The sequence below is a fragment of the Delftia sp. UME58 genome (assembly GCF_014170385.1).
Taxonomy (GTDB): domain Bacteria; phylum Pseudomonadota; class Gammaproteobacteria; order Burkholderiales; family Burkholderiaceae_C; genus Comamonas; species Comamonas acidovorans.
This window is the reverse complement of record NZ_LZZV01000013.1, coordinates 151,979-169,561: the sequence shown is the minus strand read 5'-3', so window position 1 is coordinate 169,561 and position 17,583 is coordinate 151,979. Positions and strand designations below refer to the sequence as shown.

Genomic DNA, 17,583 nt, shown 5'->3' with positions numbered 1-17,583 from the left:
TCAGAGGGGTTTTACTACCAATTTTCTTAGCTTGCTGCTGATATATTGCACTGCAACATTTCCAAACAACCCCTTGTATCCATGCTCTATCAGCTCTACGAAATCCAGCGCGCCATGGTCGAGCCCTTTGCCGATTTCGCGCAAGCTGCAGCCAAGCTCTACAGCAACCCCCACTCGGTGCTGAGCCAAGGTCCGATGTCCCAGCGCATGGCCGCCGGGTTCGATCTGTTCTACCGCCTTGGCAAGGATTACGAGAAGCCCGAATTCAACCTGCACAGTGTGGATGTGGGCGGCGTTGACGTGACCATCCGCGAGCGCGTCGAAGTGGACAAGCCGTTTTGCGAGCTGCGCCGCTTCAAGCGCTTCTCCGACGACACCGACACGCTGCAGACCATGCTGAGCCAGCCCGTGGTGCTGATCGTGGCACCGCTGTCGGGCCACTACGCCACGCTGCTGCGCGATACGGTGCAAAGCATGCTGGGCGGCCACAAGGTCTACATCACCGACTGGAAGAACGCCCGCCTGGTGCCTCTGGCCGATGGCGAGTTCCACCTCGACGACTACGTGAACTATGTGCAGGAGTTCATCCGCTACCTGCAGGGCAAGTACGGCCAGTGCCACGTGGTCAGCGTCTGCCAGCCCACGGTGCCGGTGCTGGCTGCCGTGTCGCTGATGGCCAGCCGCGGCGAGACACCCCCGCTGTCCATGACCATGATGGGCGGCCCCATCGACGCGCGCCGCTCGCCGACCTCGGTGAACAACCTGGCGCAGAACCGCAGCTTCGAGTGGTTCGAGAACAACGTGATCTACCGCGTGCCCGAAGGCTATCCAGGCGTGGGACGCCGTGTGTACCCCGGCTTCCTGCAGTACTCGGGCTTCGTGGCCATGAACCCGGACCGCCACGCCAAGAGCCACTACGACTACTTCAAGGACCTGATCAAGGGTGACGACGCCAGCGCCGAGCACCACCGCAAGTTCTATGACGAGTACAACGCCGTGCTCGACATGGACGCCGACTACTACCTCGAGACCATCGCCACGGTGTTCCAGGACTACAAGCTGGTCCATGGCACCTGGGAAGTGCGTTCGCCCGAAGGCCAGGCCGAGCTGGTGCGCCCGCAGGACATCAAGGGCAGCGCCCTGCTGACCGTGGAAGGCGAGCTGGACGACATCTCCGGCTCGGGCCAGACGCGCGCAGCGCACGATCTGTGCACGGGCATCGCAGCCGAGCAGCGCAAGCACCTTGAAGTGCCGGGTGCGGGCCACTACGGGATTTTCAGCGGGCGCCGCTGGAGAGAGATCGTCTACCCGCAGGTGCGCGAGTTCATCAGTGCCCACCAGCCCGAAAGCGCCACGGCCGCCAGCGCGGCCGGTCACGCCAGCAGCCTGAGCGATGACGGGCCCTCGGCCGCCGAGCAGCCGCGCAAGCGCGGTGCCAAGGTGCAGGCAGGCTGAGCACCGAGCAAACCCGGCACGCCATGTCCGCCTTCGCAATCCTTGCCCGCGACGATCTGGCAGCACGCATAGACGCGGCGCTGCCGCAGACGCAGTGCACGCGTTGCGGCTACCCAGACTGCGCCAGCTATGCCCGGGCCGTGGCCTCGGGCGAGGCCGGCATCAACCAGTGCCCCCCGGGCGGCGCTGCGGGAGTGGAGCGGCTGGCTGCACTGACGGGCCGGCCCGCTGTTCCCCTGAGCGCCGAGCACGGCACGGAAGCCCCGCGCACCGTGGCCGTGATCGACGAGGCCTGGTGCATAGGTTGCACCCTGTGCATCAAGGCCTGCCCCACGGACGCCATCCTGGGCGCAAACAAGTTCATGCACACGGTGATCGCCGCCCACTGCACGGGCTGCGAGCTGTGCATTCCGGTTTGTCCCGTGGACTGCATCGAGCTGCACAATGCCAGCGGACCGGCCACAGGCTGGTCTGCCTGGAGCCCGCAGCAGGCCGAGCACGCGCGCCAGCGCTATGTGCTGCGCCGCGAGCGTGAACTGGAGCGCGAGCGTCTGGGTGCAAGCCGGGCGCAGGTGCCTCATGCATCGGCAGGGCAGGACGCCGCCGCCGACAATGCCAGCCCTTCCACACCCTGCCCCGCGCCACCCGTGGCCGACAACAGCAAGCAGGCCACCATCGCCGCCATCATGGCCCGCGCACGAGCCCAGCGCGCGGGCGGCGACGCATTGCCCAACACGCACTGAACAGTGTGCGTGCCAAGGCAGGCGAGCCACCTGTCGCATTTGCCCCCTGTGGGCCTGCGCAGGCCTACGCAGCCAGCGCCAGGCTTTTGTAAACGCCGCAGCCCCAGTACAGCCCGCCATGCTTGCAGACGAAGGACATCTTGGTCTGTACCTGTTGCGTGGCGGGGTTTCTGAAGTCGTACTCCACCCAGCCTGGGCCGCGCTCGGCCTGGGCAATGATGTCGCTCAGCAATTGCTCACCCCGCACGCCTGGCAGCTCCTGCACGCGCACGCCCACGCGCGCAGGGTTGCCGCCAAAGGCGCGGTAGCTGCCGTCGGCGGCCAGGGCGAACACATACATGTCACGGTCATGGAAGGGCTGGCCGGGGTCGTTCACGGCGGCCAGCAGTGCTTCGGTGGCCACGCCGCGCCGCGCCAGGCCCAGGGCGGATTCGACCAGCGCCACGGCCTCTTCTGCCGTACCCTGCTGCAGCCGAAAGCGCGACACCGCCCCCGACAGCATCTGCGCACGCTGCTGCAGCGCGCGCGCCTGGTCCAGCGCGTGGCCCACCATCTGCGCGTTGTGCTGGGTGATCTCGTCGATCTGGTGCACGGCGCGGCTGATCTCGGCCAGGCCCGTGCTCTGGCTGCCGGTCGATTGCGAGAGCTCGCCCATGTGCTCGGCCACCTGGCGGATGCCTTCGGTCACGCGCTCCATGCCGCGCCCGGCCGTGCGGATCAACTCGGTGCTGTGCTCCACCTGGGTCAGCGCATCGCCGATCAGGTGGCGAATCTCGCGCGCCGCCTCGGCCGAGCGGCCGGCCAGGGAGCGCACCTCGCTGGCCACCACGGCAAAGCCCCGGCCCTGCTCGCCAGCCCGTGCAGCCTCCACTGCGGCATTGAGCGCGAGGATATTGGTCTGGAAAGCAATGCCGTCGATCACGCCGATGATCTCCCGCATGCGTCCGGCGCTGCTTTCGATGGTCTCCACCGACTCCACGGCGCGGCCCATGGCCACCACGCCTTCATCGGCGGCGCCGCGCACGGCGCTGGCCTGGTGGTGGACCACGCCCACCACATCGGCGTTGTGCTGCACGGCGCTGCTCAACTGCTCCACGCTGACCACGGTCTGGGCCAGATTGGTGGCCTGCAGCTCGGTGCGGTCGGACAGCGCCTGGTGCTCGTTCACCAGTTGCTGCCCGGCCTGCGCCACCAGGGCCGCGTTGCTGCGCACATCGGCCACCATGCCCGACAGCGAGGTGACCATGCCTCCCAGCAGTGCCTTGGGCGTCTGGACGGCGCCAGCGCCCTCCTGCGAGGCGGCCGCCTCCACGGTCACGCGCTGGCTCAGGTCGCCCTGGGCGATGCCCTGCATGGCCTGCTGCAGCAATTCGCGCTCGCCGATCACCCGCGACCAGAGCCTGTGCATGCCGCCCAGCAGCAGCCCGGCCCACAGCAGCACGCCCCCCCAAACCCAGGGGCCCATGCCCGCCGAACCGGCCACCAGCGCCAGCGGCGGCCCGGCCAATGCCCACACCGCGCATACAAGGAAGCCGGCCCCGGGGCCGGATGTATGCTTACGATGCCTGTTTCCCACTTTTTCCATGCCAGCGCCTGCCTGCATAGCTGATTGCCTCTCTAGTCATTGGTATCTGGAATTCACCGTTCGCGAGGCCCCGCCACACGAGATGGCATGGCCCCAGTCGAGACCATGCCAGAATAGGTAACAGAATGCAAAAAAGCCAGCGTGCAGACCCGCAGTCCCCTGTGACAACGGCATGCCGAAAGCGCATCAATCCATAATGCGAGCCCATGAATCCCCTGCTCTCCCGACTCCAGCCCTACCCGTTTGAGCGTCTTCGCAAACTGTTCGCCGGGGTCCAGCCACCGGCGGGTGTGCGCCCCATCAGCCTTGGCATCGGAGAGCCCCGCCATGCCACGCCGGCGTTCATCGAACAGGCATTGAGCGCCGATCTCGGCGGCCTGGCCAAGTACCCGGCCACGGCCGGCGAGCCCGCGCTGCGCGAGGCCTGCGCCCAATGGGCTCGCCAGCGCTACGGCATTGCCCTGGACGCCGCCACCCAGGTGCTGCCAGTCAACGGCTCGCGCGAGGCACTGTTTGCCTTCACCCAGGTGGTGGTGGATGCCAGCCAGGACGGCGCGCGCGTGATCTGCCCCAACCCGTTCTATCAAATCTACGAAGGCGCCACCCTGCTGGCCGGCGCCCAGCCGTACTACGCGCCCAGCGACGCTGCGCGCAACTTTGCGGTGGACTGGGACAGCGTGCCCGCCGACGTGTGGGAAAGGACCCAGCTGATCTTCGTGTGCTCGCCCGGCAACCCCACGGGCGCGGTGATGCCGCTGGCCGAGTGGGAAAAGCTGTTTGCCCTGTCCGACCGCTACGGCTTCGTGATTGCCAGCGACGAGTGCTACAGCGAGATCTACTTCGACGGCACGCCCCCCCTGGGCGGACTGGAGGCCGCACAGCGCCTGGGCCGCACGGACTACAAGAACCTGCTGATGTTCACCAGCCTGTCCAAGCGCAGCAATGTGCCGGGCCTGCGCAGCGGTTTCGTGGCGGGCGATGCGGCCCTGATCAAGGCCTTCCTGCTGTACCGCACCTACCACGGCGGTGCCATGAGCCCCGTGGTGCAGACGGCCAGCATGGCGGCCTGGGCCGACGAGGCCCATGTCGAGGAAAACCGCCGCCTGTACCGCGAGAAGTTCAACCAGGTCACGCCCGTGCTGGCACGCGTGATGGATGTGCGCCTGCCCGATGCAAGCTTCTACCTCTGGGCCGGCATTCCCGAATCGCTGGGCCTGGACGACGCCGACTTTGCCCGCGAGCTGTATGCCGCCACCGGCGTGACCGTGCTGCCCGGCAGCTACCTGGCGCGCGAGGCCAATGGCCGCAACCCCGGCGCCGGGCGCGTGCGCATGGCCCTGGTGGCCGAGACCGCCGAATGCCTGGAAGCGGCCCAGCGCATTGCACAGTTCATAGAATCGCGCCAGCGCTGAGACAGCCCTGCGCTCCCCTTTCCTCACAAACCCTTTGATCACCAAAGCCATATGACGCAACAGCTGCAATCCATCATCGACACCGCATGGGACAACCGTGCCAGCCTCTCCCCCGCTGCCGCTCCCAAGGAAGTGACCGAGGCCGTGGACCACGTGATCGATGCCCTGAACAACGGCCAGCTGCGCGTGGCCACGCGCGAAGGCGTGGGCCAGTGGACCGTGCACCAGTGGATCAAGAAGGCCGTGCTGCTGTCCTTCCGTCTCAAGGACAACGTGCTGATGCAATCCGGCGACCTGAACTTCTTCGACAAGGTGCCCACCAAGTTCGCCGGCATGACCGAGGCCGAGATCGCCGCCACCGGCGTGCGCGTGGTGCCCCCGGCCGTGGCCCGCCGCGGCAGCTTCGTCGCCAAGGGCGCGATCCTGATGCCTTCCTACGTGAACATCGGCGCCTATGTGGACGAAGGCACCATGGTCGACACCTGGGCCACCGTGGGCTCCTGCGCCCAGGTCGGCAAGAACGTGCACCTGTCCGGCGGCGTGGGCCTGGGCGGCGTGCTGGAGCCGCTGCAGGCCAACCCGACCATCATCGAGGACAACTGCTTCATCGGCGCGCGCTCCGAGATCGTCGAAGGCGTGATCGTGGAAGAGAACTCCGTGATCTCCATGGGCGTGTACATCGGCCAGTCCACCCCCATCTATGACCGTGCGACCGGCGAGACCAGCTTTGGCCGCGTGCCTGCCGGCTCGGTGGTGGTGTCGGGCAACCTGCCCAAGGACAACGGCCGCTACAGCATGTACGCCGCCATCATCGTCAAGAAGGTCGATGCCAAGACCCGCTCCACCACGAGCCTGAACGACCTGCTGCGCGATTGACCCGCATCCGCACCGCGCCAAAGGCGTGGTTGCGGCGCCAAAACATCCCCTGTTCAGGGGATGGAGCAAGGCATACTCTCGAGGGCGTCCCCGGCCACCAGGCAGCGGACGCCCGTTTCACGTCACAAGAGCGTGCAAACGATCCAAGAACAGCGGCAGTACACGAATCTGGGGGAAAACATGGGCACGATGGAGAGGATTTTGCGCCTGATGGGCGAGAAGCAGGCGTCCGACGTCTACCTGGCGGTCAACGCGCCGGCGCTGATCAAGATCAACGGCGAATGCGTGCCCATCAACAACCAGCTGCTGCCGCCCGACGCGCCGCGCAGCCTGCTGGCCGAGATCGTGCCGGCCGAGCGCCTGCAGGAGCTGGACGAAACGGGTGAGCTCAACATGGGCGTGCCGCTGCGCGGCGTGGGCCGTTTCCGCGTCAGTGCCATGCACCAGCGCGGCAGCTGCGCCGTGGTGATCCGCTTCATCGCCCAGCACATTCCGGCCATGGACACGCTGAACCTGCCGCCCGTGCTGGGCGAGCTGATCATGCAAAAGCGCGGCCTGCTGCTGGTCGTGGGCTCAACGGGTTCGGGCAAGAGCACGACGCTGGCCTCGATGATCGATGCGCGCAACGAAAGGCTCACGGGCCACATCCTCACCATCGAGGACCCCATCGAATACCAGTTCCGCAACAAGCGCTCCATCGTCAACCAGCGCGAAGTGGGCTCGGACACGGCATCGCTGCAGATCGCGCTCAAGAACGCGCTGCGCCAGGCGCCCGACGTGATCCTGATCGGCGAAATCCGCGACCGCGAGACCATGTCCTCGGCCATGGGCTTTGCGCAGTCGGGCCACCTGTGCCTGGCCACGCTGCACGCCAACAACAGCTACCACGCGCTCAACCGCATCCTGTCCTTCTTCCCCGAGGAAATCCGCCCCACCATGCTGGGTGAGCTGTCGGCCGCGCTCAAGGGCGTGATCTCCCAGCGCCTGGTGCGCACCGTGGACGGCGGCCGCATGCCTGCCGTCGAGGTCATGCTCAACACCAAGCTGATCGCCGACCTCATCGAGCGCGGCAACTTCTCGGGCGTCAAGGAGGCCATGGAAAAATCCATGGCCGAAGGCTCGCAGACCTTTGAAGAGGCGCTGGCGCAGCTGGTCCGCTCCGGCCGCATCGACCGCGCCGAAGCCCTGGCCTTCGCCGATTCGCCCACCAACCTGATGTGGCGGCTGGAAAACGACGTGGTCAAGGCCAGTCATGCCGCGCCATCCAGCCAGTTCGCCGAACTGGCCACGCCCGGCGAGGACGACATGCCCTCGTTCACGGAAATCATGCTGGAAGTCAAGCCGAACTGATCGGCCAGCCCCGCAGCGTTCACAATGTCGGAGCACGCTGGCGGCAGCCGGCCCTCCGACTTTTTTGTTTTTTGATCCCACCCACCATGTCCCGCACCCTGCAACTGACCGAGCAGCTGATCAGCCTGCCCTCCGTCACTCCCGAAGACGCCGGCTGCCTTGAACTCCTGGCCGATGCCCTGCAGCCCATGGGCTTTGCCTGCGAGCGCATCGACAGCGGCCCCGGCAGCTTTCGCGTGCGCAACCTCTGGGCCCGGCGCTCCGGGACAGGCGCCGACCGGCCCGTACTGGTCTTTGCCGGCCATACCGACGTGGTGCCCACCGGCCCGCTGGAGCAGTGGAGCAGCCCGCCCTTCGTGCCCACGCACCGCGACGGCAAGCTGTACGGCCGCGGCGCCAGCGACATGAAGACCTCCATCGCCGCCTTCGTCGTGGCGCTGGAGGAATTCCTGGCCGAGACACCGGCCCCCTCCTTCGACATCGCCCTGCTGCTGACCAGCGACGAGGAAGGCCCTTCGGTGGACGGCACCAGGGTCGTGGTCGAGCTGCTGCGCGAGCGCGGCGAGCGCCTGGACTGGTGCATCGTCGGCGAGCCCACCTCGGTGGAGCGCACGGGCGACATGATCAAGAACGGCCGCCGGGGCACCATGAGCGGGCGCCTCACGGTCAAGGGCATCCAGGGCCACATCGCCTACCCGCAGCTGGCGCGCAACCCCATCCACCAGGCCCTGCCGGCCCTGGCCGAACTGGCCTCCACGCGCTGGGACGAGGGCAATGCCTTCTTCCCGCCCACCAGCTGGCAGATCAGCAACATGCATGGCGGCACGGGCGCATCCAACGTCATCCCCGGCCATGTGACCATCGACTTCAACTTCCGCTTCTGCACCGAGTCCACGGCCGAGTCGCTGCAGCAGCGCGTGCAGGCGGTGCTGGACCGCCACGGGCTGGAGTACGAGCTGGCCTGGACCATTGGCGGCCAGCCCTTCCTGACTACGCCGGGCACGCTGGTGAATGCCGTGCAGGCCGCCATCCGCACCGAGACCGGCCTGGAGACCGAGCTGTCCACCACGGGCGGCACCAGCGACGGCCGCTTCATCGCCCAGATCTGCAGCCAGGTCGTGGAAGTGGGCCCGCCCAACGCCAGCATCCACAAGATCGACGAGCACATCGTGGTGGCCGACATCGAGCCCATCAAGAACATTTACCGCCGCACGCTCCAGGAGCTGCAGCGCCAGCAGGCGGCCTGAACGCGACCAAGGAGCCGACGATGACATCCGCCCCCACCCCTGCCAATACTCCCGCCATCTCGGGCAGCACCATCGCCGACCTCGTGGCCTCGGGCGCCGCAGCGCTCACGGCGGCCGGCGTGGCCTTCGGCCACGGCACGGCCACGGCCGAAGACGAAGCGGCCTGGCTCACGCTGTGGAAGCTGGGCCTGCCGCTGGACAGCGAACTGGCGCCCGGCGCGCCCGAATCCCTGGCCGACCAGGCCGTCAGCGCCCAGCAGCAGGCCGAAGTGGCCGAGCTGTTCGCAGAGCGCATCCGCACGCGCAAGCCCGCCGCCTACCTCACGCGCGAGGCCTGGCTGCAGGGCGTGCCCTTCTACGTGGACGAGCGCGCCATCGTGCCGCGCAGCTTCATCGCCGAGCTGCTGGCCGACGGCAGCATCGACGGCTGGCTGTCCGACCGCACGCGCCGCGTGCTGGACCTGTGCACGGGCAACGGCAGCCTGGCCTGCCTGGCGGCCATGGCCTGGCCCGAGGTGGAGGTCACGGGCGCCGACATCTCGGCCGACGCGCTGGCCGTGGCACGCATCAACGTGGACCGCCATGAACTCGCCGAGCGCGTGCAGCTGCTGGAAAGCGACGGACTGGCCGCCCTGCCCGGCCCCTGGGACCTGGTGCTGTGCAACCCGCCCTATGTGAACGCCGACAGCATGTCGCGCCTGCCCGCCGAATACCAGGCCGAGCCCGAACTGGCGCTGGCCGGCGGTGCCGACGGCATGGACTTCATCCGCCGCCTGCTGCTGGACCTGCCGTCGCGCCTGGCCAAGGAAGGCGTGGTCGTGCTGGAAATCGGCAATGAAAAGGACTTCTTCGAAGCCGCCTTCCCCGACCTGCCCGTGTTCTGGCTGGACACCAGCTCGGGCGACGAGCAGGTGCTGCTGATCACCCAGGAGGCACTGCGCGCCTGGACCGAAGGCGACATCGAGGCCCTGCGCCCCACCTACCGCCCCCTGGGCTGAGATGGACCTGCGGGCGCTGCGCTACTTCATCGCGGTGCTGGAGGCGGGCAGCCTCTCGCGCGCCGCGCACTCGCTGTACGTGGCCCAGCCTGCGCTCACGGCGCAGATCAAGAAGCTGGAAGGCGAGCTGGGCGCCCAGTTGCTGGAGCGCAGCCACGCCGGCGTGACCCCCACGCCGGCCGGCGCCCAGCTGTACGAGGACGCACGCCGCCTGCTGTCCGACGCCGATGCCATGCGCGAGCGCATACAGCGCCTGCCGCAGGGCCCCGAAGGCTCGGTCACCCTCGCCCTGCCCTTTTTGCTGACCAGCCTGCTGGCCGGCCCCGTGATCGCCAGCCTGCGCAACAGCCACCCGCGCATACGCATCTTCGTGCTCGACGACCTCAGCCTCATGGTGCAAAAGGCCATGCTGGACCGGCGTGCCGACCTGGCCATCCTCGTGGACACGGCCAGCCTGCACGACATGCAGGTGCAGCCCATGGCCGAGGAATCCATCTACGTATGCGGCCAGGATGTCGATGGCAGCGTGGCCCCGCTGCTGCGCCCCGCGCCGGACGGCGGCCTGCCGCGCATGGACTTTGCCCACGCCTGCCAGCTGCCGCTGGTGCTGCAGTCGCGGCGCTTTTCCATCCGCCAGACCGTGGAGGCCGCGGCCGACGCACGGGACTTGCGGCTGAACATCGTCCACGAACACGATTCCGCCCGCGTCATCCGCTCGCTCTACCACTGCGGCGCGGGCTTCACCTTCACGCCCGCCTGCTCGCTGAGCGATGCGCCCGCCTGGCTGCGCGAGGAAGCCAAGGCTGCGCCCACGGCCATCCAGCATGGCTGGATCGTGGCCCAGGTCACGGCGCCCGAACTGCTGCGCCGCTACTTCCTGGCCGTGCAGGCCAACCGCAGCAGCGACCCGGCGCTGCAGGTGGTCCAGCAGGCGCTGATGGCACAGGCCCGGCAACTGATCACGGCCGGCATCTGGCAGGCACGCTGGCAGCAGGCATGACGGCATGACGGCATGACCGCAGGGGTCTGGGCACGGGCCATCAGCAAATACCGCAAGGGTTGATCTGGACATCAATTTTTCTGATGCGCCTGAATCACTAAACGGTATTTCCCCGCTCCAGGCCTCTTCTGCAACAGTGCATGGCACGCCGCGCAAAACGCGCGGCTTCAGCCAAGGAATGCCATGCACGAGACATCCCGGCCCACCGCAGGCCACCCCCATTCACCCCCCCACTCCCTTCCCATCCCCAATGTCGGCGAACTGGTCGCGCGCAGTTGCAAGGCCTACGGCGCGCAGCCGGCCGTGACCAGCGCCGCGCGCAGCATCAGCTATGCCGAGCTGGAGCAGCGCTCCAACCGGCTGGCCAATGCGCTGACGGCGCTGGGCCTGGCCCGTGGCGACCGCGTGGGCATCTACCTGCCCAACTGCGTGGAAATCGTCGAGATCGAGATCGCCTGCTACAAGGCCGGGCTCATCAAGGCGCCCTTCAACGCACGCCTTTCGCCGCGCGAGGTGGGCGATATCGCGGCCAACAGCGATGCCGCCGTCATCGTGACCACCGCAGCGCGCGCCGAGGCCTTCAAGCCGCACCTGCAGTCCGCCGATGTGCGCCTGCTGCTGCTGGACGGCCCCGCCGGCGAAAGCTACGAGGCCCTGCTCGCCCGCGCCAGCGACCGCTTCCAGCCCGTGGTCGTGCACGAGCACGAGGTGGCCGTGCTGCACTACACCTCGGGTTCTTCGGGCGTGCTCAAGGCCGCCATGCAGACCTTCGGCAACCGCCTGGCCCAGCTGCGCAAATTCCTGATGCGCGGCGAGGGCATGCAGGCCGGCCATGTGCTGGGCCTGGTGGGGCCGGTCACGCACGCCTCGGGCATGCAGATGGTGCCGGCGCTGTGCACGGGCGCCACCATCCACCTGTTCTCGGGCTTCGAGCCGGGCGCCTTCATGGCCGAGATGCAGGCGCGACGCGTGACCCACACCTTCATGGTGCCCACCATGATCAACATGCTGCTGGCCGAGATCGGCGGCCGCTACCGCCCCCTGCCCGACCTGCTGCGCCTGGGCTACGGCGCAGCGCCCATGGCGCCGGCGCGCATCCTGCAGGCCATGGACGTGTTCGGCCCCATCCTGTCCCAGGGCTACGGCGCGGGCGAGACCACCTCGGGCGTCTGCGGCCTGAGCGTGCAGGACCACCTGCAGGCGCGCGCGTCGCGCCCCGAGCGGCTGGCTTCCTGCGGACGGCCCTTCCTGGAATCCCTGGTCGAGGTGCTGGACGACGAGGGCCGCCCGGTGCCCGAGGGCGAGATCGGCGAGATCGTGGTCAGCGGCGCCGATGTCTTCGCGGGCTACTGGCGCGCGCCGGAGCTGACGGCCGAGGTGCTCAGGAACGGCCGCTACCACACGGGCGACCTGGCCCGCATGGACGAGCAGGGCTTTGTCTACATCGTGGACCGCAAGAAGGACATGGTCATCAGCGGCGGCTTCAACGTCTATCCGTCCGAGGTGGAGTCCGTGCTCTACGAACATGCCTCGGTGGCCGATGCCTGCGTGTTCGCCATCCCCGACGACAAATGGGGCGAGGCCGTGGCCGCCCACATCGTGCTCAAGCCCGGCCTGGCCGGCGACAGCGCCGCGCTGGACCGCTTTTGCGCGGAGCGCCTGGGCGGCTTCAAGCGCCCGCGCCACATCGAATTCGTGCAGCAGCTGCCCAAGAACCCCAACGGCAAGGTCATGCGCCGCGCCGTGCAGGCGCCCTACTGGGCCAACCACGCCCGCAAGGTGAACTGAGATGAACGCCAAAGACACTCTCCCCGCCGCCAACGCTGCCCTGCTGGAAATGCCTTTTGAAGGCTCCGAGCGCGCAGCCGGCCTGATCGACGCGCTCAACGCATTCATCCACGGCGAACTGGCCGACCTCGCCCGCGCACATGGCGTGGACCATGAAAACAGCGCCTCCACCGAACTGCTGCGCCAGGTCTGGAAGCTGTCGCATGCGCGCGGCTTCTACGGCATGACCCTGCCCGAGGCCATGGGCGGTGCCGGCCTGTCCGTGCTCGACCAGGTGCTGGTCAAGGAGGCCATCTACGCCACGGGCTCACCCTTCGCGCCCCATGTGCTGGGCGAACTCAGCGGCCCGCCGCGCATAGGCGCCTTGATCCGCAAGGCCACGCCGCTGCAGATGGAGCAGTTCATCCTGCCCGTGGCGCGCGCAGAGAAATCCATCTGCTTTGCGCTGACCGAGGCAGCGGCCGGCTCGGACGCGGGCGCGCTGGAGACTCGCGCCGTGCTGGAGGGCGACCACTACGTGCTCCACGGCCGCAAGCGCTTCATCTCGGGCTCGCCGTTCGCCGACTTGGCCGTGCTCATGGCTTCGACCGCGCCCGAGGGCAGCCCGCAGCGCGAGATCAGCGCCTTCTTCGTGGACCTGCATGCCCCGGGCGTGCAGGTGGTCAGCGGCTACAAGACCATGGCCGGGCAATCGAGCACGGGGGACATCGTGCTCGACGGCTGCCGCGTGCCCGCCGCCCAGTTGATCGGCGAGCCGGGCCGGGGCCTGGCCCTGGCGCTGGGCCGCATCACCGTCAACCGCCTGCTGCACTGTCCGGCCATGCTGGGCCTGGCCCAGGTGGCGCTGCGCGATGCGCGCGACTATGCGCTGGGGCGCCAGCAATTCGGCCGCAGCATTGCCCAGTTCCAGTCCATACAGCACATGCTGGCCGACATGGCCACCGAATGGATGGCGGCGCGCGCACTGATGGTGCAGACGGCCCGCGCCATCGACGCCGGCATCGATGCGCGCGCCCAGGCCTCGATGAGCAAGCTGTTCTGTTCGGAGACGGCGTTCCGCATTGCCGACCGCGCCGTGCAGATCCATGGCGGCGAAGGCATCGTCCAGGGCCGGCGCGTGGAATTCCTGTTCCGCATGCTGCGCATGTACCGCGTGCTCACGGGCACCAGCGAGATACAGCGCAACACCATCGCCAAGGAACTGCTGGAGCGGGCCGGCGCCTGAGGCTGGCCGGCATGAAAGCGAAAAGACAAGGAGACAACGCCATGCAAGACAATCCATCCCAAAGGCCGGACCGACGCCGATTCCTGCGCGCTGCGGGCGCCGCATCGCTTGCCGCAGGCCTGCCCTGGGCTGCCACAGCCGCCACAGCCACCGCGCACGACAGCGCCTGGCCCACGCGCCCCATCAAATGGGTGGTGCCCTACCTGGCCGGCACCAGCCCCGACACGGCCGCGCGCATCGTGGCCGAGGCGCTGTCGGCCCAGCTGGGCCAGCCCGTGGTGATAGACAACCGCGCCGGCGCGGGCGGCAACATCGGCGCACGCCAGGTGGCCAAGGCGCCGGCGGACGGCTACACCCTGCTGTACTCGGGCTCGCCCATGGCCGCCGCCATGCGCATGTACAAAAGCCCGGGCTACGACGTGTTCAAGGACTTCCGCCATGTGCTGGGCATGTCGCGCTCGGACATCCTGGTCGTCGTGCATGCCGACTCTGGCATGCGCACGTTGGACGACCTGGCCGCACGCGCCAAGGCCAGGCCCGGCGCGCTGGACTATGCCTCGGGCGGCGTGGGCACGCCATCGCACCTGGGCGTGGAGATGCTGGCCTCCAGCATGGGCCTGCAGGTCAACCATGTGCCCTACAAGGGCGCCTCGGAACTGGTCAATGCCGTGCTGGGCCAGCAGGTGGCCTTCGGCGCCCCGCTGTTTTCCGTGGCCTATCCCCAGGTGCTGGCCGGCAAACTGGTGCCACTGGCCATTGCCGGGCCGCAGCGCAATGCCAAGCTGCCCCAGGTGCAGACCCTGGCCGAGCTGGGTGTGCCCAACGTCAACCTCACGTCCTGGGGCGGCGTGTCCGTGCCGGCCGCCACGCCCGAGCCCATCGTCCAGCGGCTGCGCACGGCGCTGGAGGAGGTGCTCAGGCAGCCCAGGGTCATCGCCTTGCTGGAGCAGGAAGGCGGCAAGGTCGCCATCACCAGCGCCGACGCCTATGCCAAGGGCTTCGAGCGCGAGATCCAGTTCACCCAGTCCATGATGCAGCGCGTGGGCATACAGCCGATCTAGGGCCCGGCGCCAGGGCTTTGCACCGTGGCCGGGCACGGGCATGGCGGGCGGCAATCCTGCCCTGGCGCAATCGCTGGGATAATCCTGCCCATTCATGATCAGCCTTCGCAACATTACCCTGCGCCGCGGCACCCGCGTGCTGCTGGACAGCACCTCCGTCTCCATCAACCCCGGTGAAAAAGTCGGCCTTGTCGGACGCAATGGCGCCGGCAAGTCCAGCCTGTTCGCCCTGCTCAACGGCAGCCTGGCCGAGGACGGTGGAGAGTTCTCCATTCCTTCGCAGTGGCGCCTGGGCCAGGTCGCGCAGAACATGCCCGAGACCTCGGAGACGGCCACCCAGTTCGTGCTGGACGGCGACACCCGCCTGAGCGAGCTCAATGCCCAGCTCGCGGCCGCCGAGGCCAGCGAGGACGGCATGGCCATCGCCCATGCCCACGTGGACCTGGCCGATGCCGGTGCGCACGATGCCGTGCCGCGCGCCCAGGCCCTGATCCTGGGCCTGGGCTTCAAGGTCTCCGAGCTGGAGCACCCCGTCAACAGCTTCTCCGGCGGCTGGCGCATGCGCCTGCAGCTGGCGCGCGCGCTGATGTGCCCCTCCGACCTGCTGCTGCTGGACGAACCCACCAACCACTTGGACCTGGACGCCCTGGTCTGGCTGGAAGCCTGGCTCAAGCGCTACCCCGGCACCCTGGTCGTGATCAGCCATGACCGCGAATTCCTGGACGCCATCACCAACACCACGCTGCACATCGAAAACGCGCAGGTCACGCGCTATGGCGGCAACTACAGCAAGTTCGAGGAACTGCGCGCCCAGCAGATCCTGCTGCAGCAGGCCTCGTTCGAGCGCCAGCAGGACAAGATCGCCCACCTGCAGAAGTTCATCGACCGCTTCAAGGCCAAGGCCTCCAAGGCCAAGCAGGCGCAAAGCCGCGTCAAGCAGATCGAGCGCATGGAAAAGGTCGCACCCATGCTGGCCAGCGCCGATTTCACCTTCGAGTTCAAGCCGCCGGCCAACCTGCCCAACCCCATGCTGGCGATCACGGACGCCGCATTCGGCTACCGGGACGACGAAGGCCAGGCAACCACCATCCTGCGCGGCGTCAACCGCTCGGTGCTGGCGGGCCAGCGCATCGGCATCCTGGGTGCCAACGGCCAGGGCAAGTCCACCCTGGTCAAGACCATTGCGCGCGAGATGAAGGCCCTGGCCGGCACCGTGACCGAAGGCAAGGGCCTGAACATCGGCTACTTCGCACAGCAGGAACTGGATGTGCTGCGCCCCGGCGAGAACCCGATGGAGCACATGATCCGCCTGGCACGGGACACCGGCGCCACCGGCCCGCAGGCCCGCGAGCAGGACCTGCGCAGCTACCTGGGCACCTTCAATTTCAGCGGCGACATGGTCAAGCAGGCCGTGGGCAGCATGAGCGGCGGCGAAAAGGCCCGCCTGGTGCTGGCCATGATCGTCTGGCAGCGCCCCAACCTGCTGCTGCTGGACGAGCCCACCAACCACCTGGACCTGGCCACGCGCGAGGCCCTGGCCATGGCCATCAACGACTTCGACGGCACCGTCATGCTGGTCAGCCACGACCGCGCGCTGCTGCGCTCGGTCTGCGAGGACTTCTGGCTGGTCGGCCGTGGCGTGGTCGGCCCCTTCGACGGCGACCTGGACGACTACCAGCGCTACCTGCTGGAAGAATCCCGCCGCCTGCGCGAAGAGGCCCGCAAGGCCGAACAGGCGGCTGCGGCCACCAGCAAGGCGGCAGCGCAGGTGGAGCCTGCAGCACATGCAGCACCTGCAGTGCAGGCCCCCGTGGCTGCTGCGCTGGCCCCGGCTCCCGCTGCCCCGTCCACGCCGCCTGCCGCCAGCGCCGGAGACCAGCGCGAGCAACGGCGCCTGGCCGCCCTGGCCCGCCAGCAAATGGCCGAGAAGACCCGGCCGTTCAAGAAGGAACTGGAACAGCTGGACAAGCGCCTGCCCCAGCTGCAGGCCGAGCGCACGCGGCTCGAAGGCCTGCTGAGCCAGCCCATCTCGCCCGCCGACATGGCCGAGACGGGCCGCAGCCTCAAGGCCTGCAACGACGAGATCGACAGCCTGGAGGAGCGCTGGCTGGAACTCAGCGAGCAGATCGAGCAGTTGTCGGCCGCGATTTCCGACTGATTCCAGGCGTTGCCGAAAAGCACGCCTACCTGGAGCAAAGCCGGGAGCTCGCAGCCCACGCCACAGTGCAGGACACCCTGGCCCACATCGGCGGCCAGGGCGGCGTGGCGGCCGTGGACAGGCAGGTACGCGTGCACTGCCCCTTCAACAGCGCCGGCATGTACCGCGGCTGCATCGTGGACGATGCGCCTGCCGTGCCCCTGATCTTTGCCTGATCGGCATTTCGCCCCGGGTTGACCTGCGCCCATGCGTTGCGGGCAACGAGGCGTAACAGCCTCGTCCCCGGCTCGTCGCGCCCGCAAGCCTCTGTCAGGAAACGGATTTTTCCCCAACACGCCAGAAATCTGTCTTCAAACTGACAGGTCATCACCTCCAGGCTTGCAATTGCTTGCGTCCTGGGGCAATCCCTGAGTCAACCCGCAGCCACTCGCCCGCGTTGAACACGCAACAAAGGAGTGATTGCACATGACCGACATCTTTTCCCACACCGCCCTGCAGACCCGCTTTGCAGCCGCTGCGCTGGCCCAAGCTGTCTGGCCATGGGATGACCGTGACCGCAAGCGCGGCCCCCGCAAGGCCTGAAAACCGGGTCACGAAAAAGTTTCGACTTCCTTCGAAAATTTTTTGAAAACCTGTCAACCAGCTGAATCCGGCCCGCGTTAAGAGAGCAATACAGGAGAAAGTT

The 17,583-nt window shown here is 67.9% G+C and carries 14 protein-coding genes; 13 read left to right on the top strand and 1 reads right to left on the bottom strand.

What is annotated here, in order from left to right:
* Positions 1–81: 81 nt before the first annotated feature.
* Positions 82–1,455, top strand: coding sequence for a polyhydroxyalkanoate depolymerase (locus A9976_RS04220; protein ID WP_183017947.1), 1,374 nt, complete (start codon positions 82–84; stop codon positions 1,453–1,455).
* A 23-nt stretch (positions 1,456–1,478) separates the two neighbouring features.
* Positions 1,479–2,198: an electron transport complex subunit RsxB gene (gene rsxB / locus A9976_RS04215; RefSeq protein ID WP_183017946.1), complete on the top strand. Its 720-nt coding sequence runs from the start codon at positions 1,479–1,481 to the stop codon at positions 2,196–2,198.
* A gap of 64 nt (positions 2,199–2,262) precedes the next feature.
* On the opposite strand, the gene A9976_RS04210 is transcribed toward rsxB, so the two are convergent.
* Positions 2,263–3,801 (bottom strand): methyl-accepting chemotaxis protein, encoded by a 1,539-nt coding sequence (locus A9976_RS04210; protein WP_183017945.1) that lies wholly within the window; start codon positions 3,799–3,801, stop codon positions 2,263–2,265.
* Positions 3,802–3,989: 188 nt separating this feature from the next.
* Here A9976_RS04210 and dapC point away from each other — a divergent pair, with 188 nt between their 5' ends.
* The 11 genes from dapC to A9976_RS04155 all read left to right on the top strand — a co-directional run bounded on the left by dapC (position 3,990) and on the right by A9976_RS04155 (position 17,113).
* Entirely contained in the window at positions 3,990–5,195 is a 1,206-nt protein-coding gene (gene dapC, locus A9976_RS04205; RefSeq protein ID WP_183017944.1) for a succinyldiaminopimelate transaminase, read from the top strand.
* A gap of 51 nt (positions 5,196–5,246) precedes the next feature.
* On the top strand, positions 5,247–6,071 hold the full coding sequence (gene dapD, locus A9976_RS04200) for a 2,3,4,5-tetrahydropyridine-2,6-dicarboxylate N-succinyltransferase (protein ID WP_183017943.1): 825 nt from the start codon (positions 5,247–5,249) through the stop codon (positions 6,069–6,071).
* A 180-nt stretch (positions 6,072–6,251) separates the two neighbouring features.
* Positions 6,252–7,421, top strand: a complete 1,170-nt coding sequence (locus A9976_RS04195; protein ID WP_183018162.1) for a PilT/PilU family type 4a pilus ATPase — start codon at positions 6,252–6,254, stop codon at positions 7,419–7,421.
* A gap of 86 nt (positions 7,422–7,507) precedes the next feature.
* Positions 7,508–8,668, top strand: coding sequence for a succinyl-diaminopimelate desuccinylase (gene dapE, locus A9976_RS04190; protein ID WP_183017942.1), 1,161 nt, complete (start codon positions 7,508–7,510; stop codon positions 8,666–8,668).
* Positions 8,669–8,688: 20 nt separating this feature from the next.
* The gene (gene prmB, locus A9976_RS04185) at positions 8,689–9,666 is read left to right on the top strand and encodes a 50S ribosomal protein L3 N(5)-glutamine methyltransferase (RefSeq protein ID WP_183017941.1); all 978 of its coding nucleotides are present in this window, start codon (positions 8,689–8,691) and stop codon (positions 9,664–9,666) included.
* Between the two features lies 1 nt (position 9,667).
* On the top strand, positions 9,668–10,666 hold the full coding sequence (locus A9976_RS04180) for a LysR family transcriptional regulator (protein WP_183017940.1): 999 nt from the start codon (positions 9,668–9,670) through the stop codon (positions 10,664–10,666).
* A 183-nt stretch (positions 10,667–10,849) separates the two neighbouring features.
* Positions 10,850–12,454, top strand: coding sequence for a class I adenylate-forming enzyme family protein (locus A9976_RS04175; protein WP_183017939.1), 1,605 nt, complete (start codon positions 10,850–10,852; stop codon positions 12,452–12,454).
* A 1-nt stretch (position 12,455) separates the two neighbouring features.
* Positions 12,456–13,679 (top strand): acyl-CoA dehydrogenase family protein, encoded by a 1,224-nt coding sequence (locus tag A9976_RS04170; RefSeq protein ID WP_071955718.1) that lies wholly within the window; start codon positions 12,456–12,458, stop codon positions 13,677–13,679.
* A gap of 41 nt (positions 13,680–13,720) precedes the next feature.
* The gene (locus A9976_RS04165) at positions 13,721–14,740 is read left to right on the top strand and encodes a tripartite tricarboxylate transporter substrate binding protein (protein WP_183017938.1); all 1,020 of its coding nucleotides are present in this window, start codon (positions 13,721–13,723) and stop codon (positions 14,738–14,740) included.
* 94 nt (positions 14,741–14,834) lie between these two features.
* A complete protein-coding gene (locus A9976_RS04160; RefSeq protein WP_183017937.1) occupies positions 14,835–16,898 on the top strand; it encodes an ABC-F family ATP-binding cassette domain-containing protein in 2,064 nt (687 codons plus the stop codon).
* A 65-nt stretch (positions 16,899–16,963) separates the two neighbouring features.
* Positions 16,964–17,113, top strand: coding sequence for a hypothetical protein (locus tag A9976_RS04155; RefSeq protein ID WP_232245826.1), 150 nt, complete (start codon positions 16,964–16,966; stop codon positions 17,111–17,113).
* Positions 17,114–17,583 lie beyond the last annotated feature (470 nt).

Coding starts and splice junctions, on each gene's coding strand:
- A9976_RS04220 (WP_183017947.1), top strand. CDS start 82: ATGCTCTATCAGCTCTACGAAATCCAGCGCGCCATGGTCGAGCCCTTT.
- rsxB (WP_183017946.1), top strand. CDS start 1,479: ATGTCCGCCTTCGCAATCCTTGCCCGCGACGATCTGGCAGCACGCATA.
- A9976_RS04210 (WP_183017945.1), bottom strand. CDS start 3,801: ATGCAGGCAGGCGCTGGCATGGAAAAAGTGGGAAACAGGCATCGTAAG.
- dapC (WP_183017944.1), top strand. CDS start 3,990: ATGAATCCCCTGCTCTCCCGACTCCAGCCCTACCCGTTTGAGCGTCTT.
- dapD (WP_183017943.1), top strand. CDS start 5,247: ATGACGCAACAGCTGCAATCCATCATCGACACCGCATGGGACAACCGT.
- A9976_RS04195 (WP_183018162.1), top strand. CDS start 6,252: ATGGGCACGATGGAGAGGATTTTGCGCCTGATGGGCGAGAAGCAGGCG.
- dapE (WP_183017942.1), top strand. CDS start 7,508: ATGTCCCGCACCCTGCAACTGACCGAGCAGCTGATCAGCCTGCCCTCC.
- prmB (WP_183017941.1), top strand. CDS start 8,689: ATGACATCCGCCCCCACCCCTGCCAATACTCCCGCCATCTCGGGCAGC.
- A9976_RS04180 (WP_183017940.1), top strand. CDS start 9,668: ATGGACCTGCGGGCGCTGCGCTACTTCATCGCGGTGCTGGAGGCGGGC.
- A9976_RS04175 (WP_183017939.1), top strand. CDS start 10,850: ATGCACGAGACATCCCGGCCCACCGCAGGCCACCCCCATTCACCCCCC.
- A9976_RS04170 (WP_071955718.1), top strand. CDS start 12,456: ATGAACGCCAAAGACACTCTCCCCGCCGCCAACGCTGCCCTGCTGGAA.
- A9976_RS04165 (WP_183017938.1), top strand. CDS start 13,721: ATGCAAGACAATCCATCCCAAAGGCCGGACCGACGCCGATTCCTGCGC.
- A9976_RS04160 (WP_183017937.1), top strand. CDS start 14,835: ATGATCAGCCTTCGCAACATTACCCTGCGCCGCGGCACCCGCGTGCTG.